Source organism: Cytobacillus purgationiresistens (assembly GCF_030813235.1).
Classification (GTDB): domain Bacteria; phylum Bacillota; class Bacilli; order Bacillales; family Cytobacillaceae; genus Cytobacillus; species Cytobacillus purgationiresistens.
The window spans coordinates 233,498-243,539 of record NZ_JAUSUB010000006.1; the positions used below are offsets into that span (position 1 = coordinate 233,498).

8 protein-coding genes are annotated in these 10,042 nt (G+C 39.3%); 2 read left to right on the forward strand and 6 right to left on the reverse strand.

Going from position 1 to position 10,042, the window contains the following annotated elements; translation table 11 throughout:
- Positions 1-16 precede the first annotated feature (16 nt).
- From pfkA to dnaE, 6 genes are all read right to left on the reverse strand, one after another.
- Positions 17-976 (reverse strand): 6-phosphofructokinase, encoded by a 960-nt coding sequence (gene pfkA, locus J2S17_RS09600; protein ID WP_307474199.1) that lies wholly within the window; start codon positions 974-976, stop codon positions 17-19.
- 289 nt (positions 977-1,265) lie between these two features.
- Positions 1,266-2,243: an acetyl-CoA carboxylase carboxyl transferase subunit alpha gene (gene accA / locus J2S17_RS09605; protein WP_307474201.1), complete on the reverse strand. Its 978-nt coding sequence runs from the start codon at positions 2,241-2,243 to the stop codon at positions 1,266-1,268.
- Positions 2,237-3,103, reverse strand: coding sequence for an acetyl-CoA carboxylase, carboxyltransferase subunit beta (gene accD, locus J2S17_RS09610; RefSeq protein ID WP_307474203.1), 867 nt, complete (start codon positions 3,101-3,103; stop codon positions 2,237-2,239). Before accD ends, accA begins: the two co-directional genes overlap by 7 nt.
- A gap of 208 nt (positions 3,104-3,311) precedes the next feature.
- The gene (locus J2S17_RS09615; protein ID WP_370874988.1) at positions 3,312-3,875 is read right to left on the reverse strand and encodes a FadR/GntR family transcriptional regulator; all 564 of its coding nucleotides are present in this window, start codon (positions 3,873-3,875) and stop codon (positions 3,312-3,314) included.
- A gap of 69 nt (positions 3,876-3,944) precedes the next feature.
- The gene (gene ystJ, locus J2S17_RS09620; RefSeq protein ID WP_307474206.1) at positions 3,945-5,183 is read right to left on the reverse strand and encodes an NADP-dependent malic enzyme; all 1,239 of its coding nucleotides are present in this window, start codon (positions 5,181-5,183) and stop codon (positions 3,945-3,947) included.
- Between the two features lie 276 nt (positions 5,184-5,459).
- On the reverse strand, positions 5,460-8,846 hold the full coding sequence (gene dnaE / locus J2S17_RS09625) for a DNA polymerase III subunit alpha (RefSeq protein ID WP_307474208.1): 3,387 nt from the start codon (positions 8,844-8,846) through the stop codon (positions 5,460-5,462).
- A 207-nt stretch (positions 8,847-9,053) separates the two neighbouring features.
- Between dnaE and ytrH the strand changes: the two genes are divergently transcribed.
- A complete protein-coding gene (ytrH, locus tag J2S17_RS09630; protein WP_307474239.1) occupies positions 9,054-9,392 on the forward strand; it encodes a sporulation membrane protein YtrH in 339 nt (112 codons plus the stop codon).
- Positions 9,389-9,901, forward strand: coding sequence for a sporulation membrane protein YtrI (gene ytrI / locus J2S17_RS09635; RefSeq protein WP_307474210.1), 513 nt, complete (start codon positions 9,389-9,391; stop codon positions 9,899-9,901). The genes ytrH and ytrI overlap by 4 nt, the downstream gene beginning before the upstream one ends.
- Positions 9,902-10,042 lie beyond the last annotated feature (141 nt).

Sequence of the window (10,042 nt, forward strand, 5' to 3'; positions counted from 1 at the left end):
AGTATTTTTATTTAAATCAGATGGATAATTCTTGCGAGAGATGATACATCTCAAGATCTACTCGATGCTGACCCGCAAATATATCAGCAAAGGTATGATCAACCAGTTGATTATTTTCAATCCCCACTGCTCTCCCACCATTGTTCGCCATTAATAATTCAACCGCTTTTGCTCCCAATCGACTAGCCAGCACCCGATCAAATGCAGTAGGCGAACCTCCTCTTTGCATATGACCAAGAACAGATACTCTCGTTTCAAAATTTGTCGCTGCTTCTACTTGCTTTGCAAATTCGACACCGCTGCAGACTCCCTCTGCCACTATAATGACACTATGCTTCTTTCCGCGTTCCAAGCCTTTCTGCAAACGGGCTGCAATCTCATTCATATCATAGCCTACTTCAGGTATTAATATCGTCTCAGCCCCACCTGCAAGACCTGCCCATAAAGCAATATCGCCTGCATCTCTGCCCATCACTTCAATAATGAATGTTCTTTCATGAGAAGTAGCAGTGTCTCTAATTTTGTCAATTGCATCTATAACAGTATTTAACGCGGTATCAAATCCAATCGTATACTGCGTTCCAGAAATATCATTATCAATGGTTCCTGGGACACCTACACAAGGATACCCTTGCTCAGTCAGAGCCATAGCTCCACGGTATGATCCATCTCCGCCTATCACTACGAGTCCTTCAATCCCAAGCTGCTCAAGCTGCTCAATTCCTTTGCTTTGTCCTTCAGCTGTTTTAAACTCCTCGCACCTTGCCGAGTAAAGCATCGTTCCGCCACGATGGATAATATCCCCTACCGAACCTAATTCCAGCTTTTTTATATTACCATTAATTAAGCCTGTGTAACCGCCAAAGATGCCAAAAACCTCTATATCATGAAAAATCGCCTTCCTCACCACAGCACGAACAGCAGCGTTCATTCCCGGTGAATCTCCTCCACTTGTTAAAACACCAATCTTTTTCAATTCTGTCACCTCACTAATAGTAAGCGAAACCTTATGTTTTGGGAAAACCTATTCTATATTCAGGAAATAGATTATGTACAATACTTATATCGGGTCCATCAGGGTAAAGAAAAACCCGTTTTAGATACTAATAAAATACCATGAAGACTTGCTGTTCTCAACATTCTACGTTCAGACAGACAAGCTTTTACTAAAAAGCATATTTACATCGAGGATTTTTATGAATAATAACTATGAAAATCGCTTAACTGCTAATAAATTGGCAAAAAAACGTGCTCGAAAGCACGTTTTATTTTACCCCAATAAATTCTCTTAGAAACGAATATTGACCAATTGCTTTATATTTATCATAGCGATGATTAACAAGCTGTTCTTCAGATAGCCTTAAAAGCTCCTTTAAGGATTCATGAAGCACAGCTTCTATTTCAGTCGCCTGTTTATCAATATCCTTATGAGCGCCACCTTTGATTTCAGAAATAATTTCTTCAATTATACCTAACTCTTTTAAATCAGGCGCAGTAATCTTCATTGATTCCGCAGCTTTTTTCGCTTGCCCAGCATCCTTCCATAATATAGATGCTGCTCCTTCAGGAGAGATTACAGAGTAGGTTGAGTTTTCGAGCATATGGATATGGTTTCCTATACCAAGTGCGAGTGCACCGCCACTTCCACCTTCTCCAATGACGACACAAACGACAGGCACCTTTAAGCTTGCCATTTCAAAAAGATTTTTAGCAATGGCTTCACTTTGACCACGTTCTTCTGCAGCCTTCCCTGGATAAGCCCCTTTTGTATCGATGAAGCAAATGATTGGACGACGAAATTTCTCCGCCTGCTTCATTAGGCGAAGGGCTTTTCTATATCCTTCAGGATGAGGCATACCAAAGTTTCTTCTAATATTTTCTTTTGTATCTTTCCCTCTTTGATGACCAATAACAGTAACAGGAAGTCCCTTGAATTTGGCGATTCCACCAACTATCGCTTCATCATCAGCAAATGTTCTATCTCCATGGCACTCAAAAAAACCATCAAATAGTTTTCCGATATAATCAAGTGTAGTCGGCCTGCTTGGATGTCTGGCTATTTGCACTCTATCCCATGGCTGGATATTTTCATATATATCTTTTTCCAATTTTTCAAGACGTGCTTCTAACTTTTCTATTTCTGAAGATAAATCAACATCTGCCGTTTTTGTAAAATCTCTCAGTTCGCTAATTTTACTGCGTAATTCTATTATCGGGCGTTCAAATTCTAGTTCCCCTACCATTCGAGATCACCCCCTGGTTGATGAATAGACAGGATATTTGTGATTTGTTCTTTTAAGTCACTTCTGTTAATGACAGCGTCCAATTGACCATGCTTCAGTAAGAACTCTGATGTCTGGAAATCTTCAGGAAGCTCTTCTCTAATCGTTTGCTCTATGATTCTTCGACCTGCAAAGCCAATGAGTGCCCCTGGTTCAGCAAAATTGTAATCACCTAATGAAGCAAAGCTTGCTGATACTCCTCCCGTTGTCGGGTGGGTCATGATCGAGATGATTAATCCGCCATGATCGCTGAATCTTTTTAATGCTACGCTCGTTTTAGCCATTTGCATGAGACTAAGTACACCCTCTTGCATCCTTGCACCACCTGAGGCAGTAAAAATAATAAAAGGGACCTTTAATTCATCAGCCATTTCGATGGCACGCGTGATTTTTTCACCCACAACTGAACCCATGCTTCCCATCCGAAAAGTAGAATCCATGACAGCAGTAACAACTTTAAAGCCGCCAACCAGTCCAACACCGGTTACAACCGCTTCATTTATGTTTGTTTTCTTTCTATCCTTCTCGACCTTTTCTAGGTAGCCTGGAAATTGCAATGGGTTTTCTGAAACCATGTCAGCATTTAACTCTTCGACACTGCCTTGGTCTAGAAAGCTGTTAAAGCGCTCCTTTGCATTCATCGGATGATGATAGCCGCAATTAATACATATCTTCGTATTTTTCATTAATTCTTTCGTGTACATGATCTTTTTACAGTCCGGGCATTTAGTCATTATCCCCTCAGGAACATCTTGCTTCGCAGTCTCCGAAGGAATCGTTGCATATTTTTTCTTTTTTGATTTCGTAAAAATCTTAAGCAAGGTGAAACCTCCCTGTTTTAAAAAAATAGAACATAATAAGCATTATATCTTCCTATCTCTTATTACCGTCCTTACTATTCATTACCAAATACCTAAGTGGTCAGACCACTATATTAAAAAACAATAGCCTATTAATAGTTAAGTTTTTAGACTAGCTTGTCTTTCAACTATACAGCAATAGGCTTAAAAATTGTGCAAAATATTGTCGTTAAATACTCGACAAATTTCTTATTTTACAATATTGATCTTTTATCTGTTGTTCATCATGTTGGACCATTGTATCAATCAATAACACATAATCCTCTTTACTTACTTTGTCTTGAGGGAAATTAAGAGAGTTATAATAATCCTTTAAAATCGTCCACATCCGCATAAATAAATGGTTATCAGCCAGCAGAATTATACGATAAAAAAATTCATCATCATCATAATTCCCTGTTAATGCCCATTCTTTTATCTTATTGAGCTCGCTATCGGCAGCTTTTCTCGCACCTAACCAAAGGCAATCCCATTCAATCAGAAACTTTGTTTCCTTTACATCCCCTTTTGCTCTTTCATCCTGGAGAATAAAAGTGCTTAAAAGCTGAACGAGCTGGTGACCTCTAAAGTCTCTGATGAATGTACCTTCACCTCTTCGTGTTTCAATTAAACCCAGGAGCTCAAGCGCTCTAAATGCTTCCCGAACGGAAGAACGCCCAACGTTAAGGCGTTCTGACATTTCCCGTTCTGATGGAAGCTTATCACCTGCTTGATAACCCTCTGTTTGAATCATAGCGCGTAATTGCTTGACGATTTCTAAATAAACCTTTGATGAACTTTGTGATGAATTCACGTTAGGTTATCACTCACTTTTCCCAATAACTGCTAATTGCTCCGTCTTTGCCTTTACCTCTTCTGGATCGACCTTCAACCTGGCAACCCCTGTCTCCATTGCTGCTTTGGCTACTGCTGCAGCAACTGCAGGAGCAACTCTTGAATCGAATGGTGCTGGAATCACATAATCCGTATTAAGCTCTTCACTTGAAATCAGATTAGCAATGGCTTCAACAGCAGCCACTTTCATTCTCTCATTAATATGAGTAGCTCTTACATCTAACGCCCCTCTAAAAATCCCTGGGAATGCCAATACGTTATTTACCTGATTAGGAAAATCTGAACGTCCTGTTCCAACAACCAACGCACCTGCAGCCTTTGCTTCACTTGGCATAATTTCCGGTGTTGGATTAGCCATTGCAAAGATAATCGGATCATCATTCATTTTTTCAATCATTTCAACAGTCAAAGCACCAGCAACTGATACCCCGATAAATACATCTGCTCCGTTGATGACCTCAGATAGGCTGCCTTTTTCATTATCTCTGTTTGTGAATTTAGCAACTTCGCTTTTAATATCATTCATGCCATTTGGACGCCCCTCATAAATGGCACCCTTTGTATCGCACATAATGATATCTCTTACTCCGTATCTATATAGAAGTTTAATAATAGCAATACCAGCTGCACCAGCTCCGTTTGCTACTACTTTAATTTCATTCATTTTCTTGTCAGCAAGCTTTAATGCATTAACAAGTCCTGCTACAGTTACGATGGCAGTTCCATGCTGATCATCATGGAAGACAGGAATATTCGCTTCCTTCTTTAGTCTTTCTTCTATATAGAAGCAATTTGGGGCAGCGATATCCTCGAGATTCACACCACCAAAGGTTGGCTCTAGCAATTTAACCGTTTCTACTATTTTATCGATATCTGTTGTATTCAAACAAATCGGGAAGGCATCTACACCTGCAAAGCTCTTAAATAACACAGCTTTCCCTTCCATAACTGGAAGAGCCGCTTCTGGTCCGATATTTCCCAATCCTAATACTGCCGTACCATCAGTGACTACCGCAACCATATTCCCTTTCATTGTATACTCATATACCGTTTCTGGCTTATCGTATATCTCTTTACAAGGTTCAGCTACTCCTGGTGAATAGGCTAAGCTCAAGTCCTTTGCATTACGAACTTGCACCTTTGATTTAGATTCTAATTTTCCTTTATTAACTCTATGCATATTTAATGCTTCATCTCTAAGAGTCAAGTTAAATCACTCCTTAAAGCCCCTTATAATAGGCTTGTTTATATTTTTTTGTATAAACATTCAAAGCTTACATAATTCCCCTTTTAAGATTCTAGCTGAAAACCATTCTTTCTTTTTAAAGGCATGGTTACTAAAATGAACAGTCTAAAATTAAATATGAAAGTACAATAACATATAATAGAGGATAATCATGATAAGAAAGCTTGTCTACTTTCTTAATAAGGTCAAAATCCGCACATGGTGGTCAGACCAGTTTATGTTTACAATATAACATAATTAATCAAGTTGTAAAGACTGGCCTCTCAAAATAACATTGTCCTCACCTAGTGTTTGCTTGAGTAAACCCAGTAATTGTTTAGTAGGCTCAACTCGGTCCTCCTCACCTAACTTAATGGTTCTTTTAGTGCGCTCATAATACAAGACTACAGCGGAATCTCCATTATTTTGCTGCAGGATTTCTTTTAGTTCACATAATTTTTCTTGTGTTTCGTTTTCACTTATGACTTTTAAATATAATATCGGCAACTGATTCTCCACGTTTTCAATTGCTTTAGCGGCTTGTTCAGCTTCCTGAATAACCAATTGTACTTTCCCATTTCTTTCTTCTGCTTTGCCTTCAATCAATAGAATATTTCCTTGGGTAAGCATGGCACTATAACGATTAAATACATTTGGAAACACAACAGCCTCCATATCACCTGTTTGATCACTTAAAGATAGAAACGCCATTGCTTCACCTTTTTTCGTCCTGATTTTCTTTACATCCACAACGTAAATTACCGTTTTTACGATTTTATTCCTTGCTGTGTCCATCAGTCTTCCAAGGTCAATAGCACCGAGTAATGAGAAGAAGTCTTCATAAATAGAGACGGGATGATTAGACAAGTAAAGTCCAAGCGCTTCCTTCTCTAAAGCTAGTTTATCTTCTGAGCGGATGGGATCTACATCGGTGTATTTTGGCTTTGGAAAAAATTCATCTTCTGTGAACATATCGAATTGGTCATCATCGGGCTTAACAAGCTGTGTATGTTCTATTGCCACATCGATACTTGCTAAAAGGGTCGCCCGATCCTCACCAAACTCATCAAGGCTGCCTGAATGGACGAGTACTTCGATTATTTTTCTATTAATGATTTTTGGAGAAACTGCTAAGCAAAATTCAAAGAGATCCGAGAAATGTTTATTTCTTCGCGCTCTAAATATTTCCTTAAGAACATTTGCCCCTACACCCTTTATGGCAGCTAAACTATATCTAATTGCCTGTTTTTCCACAATAAATGGAAACACACTCTTATTGATGGACGGTGGTAAAATCTTAAGGTCCATCTGTTTTAGTTCATTAATATACTGTGCAATCCGATTTTCGTTTCCGATAGCAGATGTTAATAAGGCCGCCATAAAATAGGGAGGGTAATGGGTTTTTAAATAAGCCAGCTGGTAAGCAATTAAACTATAGGCCACTGCATGGCTACGGTTAAATCCATAATTAGCAAACCTGACTATTAAATCATAGATTTCATTTGCTGAACGCTTGTCATACCCTTTCTTATTAGCTCCCTGAATAAAGTGAGCACGTTCACGGTCTAAGACTTCCTTTTGTTTCTTGCTAACTGCTCTCCTTAACAAATCAGCTTCCCCTAAAGTAAACCCAGCCATTTTAGCAGCAATCTGCATAATTTGCTCCTGGTAAACGATCACACCATAAGTATTGCTGAGGATTGGCATTAGGTCAGGGTGGGGATAGTCCACTTTTTGTCTGCCATGCTTTCTATCAATAAATAATGGAATGTTCTCCATTGGGCCTGGACGATATAACGCATTCACAGCCACAATGTCTTCAAATGTAGTGGGCTGCAGCCTTTTTAGCACACTTCTCATTCCGCTGGATTCCAATTGAAATATCCCTGTTGTCTCACCGCTGCTTAAAAGGCTATAGACGTTCGAATCATCCAGTGGGATCGTTTTTATATTTACCATTTTCCCAGTATTTTTTTTAATAGAGGCTAAGATATTTTCTATCAATGATAGATTTCTCAATCCAAGAAAGTCCATTTTCAACAGTCCTAGCTCTTCTAAATGCTCCATGGTAAACTGTGTTAAATAAACATCATCGTGCCCCTTCTGAACAGGAATGACATTGACCAGCGGCTTTTCGCTTATCACAACGCCAGCAGCATGAGTTGATGTATGCCTGGGCAGTCCCTCCAGTTTTAGAGCCGTTTCAAATAGCTTTTTATTCGTGGACGAATCATTAATCAAGTTGCGCAAACCTGTTGACTCTTGATAGGCGTTCTTTAAAGTAATGCCAAGCTTAGGAGGAATACTCCTGGAAAGCTGATCAAGCTCTTTTGTATTCAACCCGAATACTCTGCCGACATCACGTAAAACCGCCTTTGTCGCCATTGTTCCAAAAGTAATGATTTGCGCCACATGCTGTTGACCATATTTTCTTGAAACATATTGAATGACTTCATCCCTTCGATGATCAGGAAAGTCAATATCGATGTCCGGCATGGAAATTCGATCAGGATTGAGGAAGCGTTCAAACAAAAGATCATGCTTAATCGGATCCACATCCGTAATAAAAAGAACATAAGCCACCATTGAACCGGCAGCTGAACCACGACCTGGCCCTGTCAATATTTTCTGGTCTTTGCAGTACCTCATAAAGTCAGCAACTATTAAAAAATAATCACTGAATTTCATCTTTTTAATGACGCTCAACTCATACTCCAAGCGGCTTCTTTCAGTCTCCGTTACCTCAGGATATCTCTCTTTCAGCCCTTCATGACAGAGTGCATCCAGCAGGGACTCTGCTGTCTCTTCACCTTGCACAGGATATTTAGGCAGGTTTTTTTGATTTAATTCAATCGTTACATGACATTCATTTGCAATCTTAATCGTATTTTCTAAAGCATCAGGAACATCTGCAAATAAATCTGTCATCTCTGAAGCGCTCTTTATATAATATTCCTTGCTCTGTGCCTGCTCTCGCTGTTCATCCTGCAGTTTTTCTCCATTTTTGATTGCTAACAGGCATTCATGAGCAAATGAATCATCTTTTTCCAAATAGCATGCTGCATTTGTTGCAACCAATTGAATACTTGCCTCTTTCGACATCTGCTTAAGCAGACTCTGCAACTCCCGTTCTTCAGATATGTCATGATCTTGCAGGGACAAATAAAAATGATCCTTCTCAAATATTTGTTTGAATTGGATTGCCTTGGCTTTTGCACTCTCATAATCATTGTTTAATGCAAGCTGTTCTATTTCTCCCTCGACTCCTGGGCTTAGTGCATATAGTCCTTTCGAATAAGCTTTAAGCCACTTTATCGGTAAACCCTCCCCAGTACTCGTTTGGAACGCACTTGTCATTTTTAATAGATTTAGATAACCTTCATTATTTTTCGCTAATAATACAAGAGGATAGGCTGCATTATCATCATGTTCACTAAGTACATCCACTGTTAAACCGAGAATTGGCTTGATCCCTTGCTTTACACACTCTTTGTAAAATACCGCGGCACCGTACATTACATTCCGATCGGTCAACGCCAGGCTTAAAAAGCCCTTCTGCTTAGCAGTCGCAACTAATTGGTCAACCTTAGCAGTACTTGTCAGTAAACTATACGCACTATACACCTGCAAGTGGATAAATGACAATTTCCTTCACACCCTAACTTTTCTTCTATTATTTATTATAGAACGTCCGTTTCAAAAATGAAAATGGATGGTCCTCATACAGCGTCACCTGCATCAGAAAATCCTTTTGATTAATCATAAATACATAGGATTGTCCATATGATGGAGTATAGACTAGATTTATCATTTTACATCAATATAAATTCTGTTGTAAGGACGGTTATGAATATGAATGAACAGCCTTTTTTCTCATCTTTGATAGAAAGCTACTTTATTGCTTTAGGCGTCTTAATTGGAGGTTCCATCATCGGCGGAATCGCTGCTTTCTTCACTGGCAAACCACCGTTAACAGAGATTTTTAACCTGTCGAACTCCATTCGAATATGGGCAATCATTGCTGCAATTGGGGGAACATTTGATGCAGTTTATAGTTTTGAAAAAGGCGTTTTAGATGGTCAAACTAAAGATATCGTCAAACAATGTCTACTGATTTTATCTGCATTTGGCGGTGCGCAAACAGGAGCACAGCTAATAATTTGGCTCACCCAGGAGCATATATCAAAATGAGAATCCCCCCCTACTATCGCAAACCTTCATGGCAACGGTTCTTTGCAGGAATGGCCATAGGGGCGGTCATCAGCTGGTGCATTTTCGTCTATATATATGGAGAATGGCAGGAAAAGTACAGCTTGGAAATTAGATCCCAGAAAGATACAATCGAAGAACTGACAGATGAAAAAAAGATTTGGCAGGAAGAATTCAAAAAACTCAATAAAGAGAATCAAAAGCTGCTAACCGTTCAAGAAATTATTGTAAAAATAACAAACGATGATGAAGCCGTCAGCAAGTATAAACTAGACTTATATAGCCTTTATGAAACAGAGGACAAAGTCCGTGAAGATATAAGTATGATGATTGCAAAGGATATCAACACCGTCTCACAAAGCAGCGAACTCATCAAAAGAATAATAGAAAACAAAACCCACCAGCTAAACGGCAAACGCTACCGAGTCAAAATAAAATCCATGGTCATCTACACCACCCTAACAATCAAAGTGGAAATAATGTTGGATTAACTGAAAAGCGGAAGGGCCTTGCTCAGCCCCGACAAGCATAAGTCAAACTGGCAGGAAGGTTTGATTTTTAACCTTCATGGCAGTTTGACTTATGACCTCGAGGGGCTAGGCCCTGCAGCTAGACAACTGAAATGCGGAAGG

Coding starts and splice junctions, on each gene's coding strand:
- ytrH (WP_307474239.1), top strand. CDS start 9,054: ATGAATGAACAGCCTTTTTTCTCATCTTTGATAGAAAGCTACTTTATT.
- accA (WP_307474201.1), bottom strand. CDS start 2,243: ATGGTAGGGGAACTAGAATTTGAACGCCCGATAATAGAATTACGCAGT.
- J2S17_RS09615 (WP_370874988.1), bottom strand. CDS start 3,875: ATGATTCAAACAGAGGGTTATCAAGCAGGTGATAAGCTTCCATCAGAA.
- ytrI (WP_307474210.1), top strand. CDS start 9,389: ATGAGAATCCCCCCCTACTATCGCAAACCTTCATGGCAACGGTTCTTT.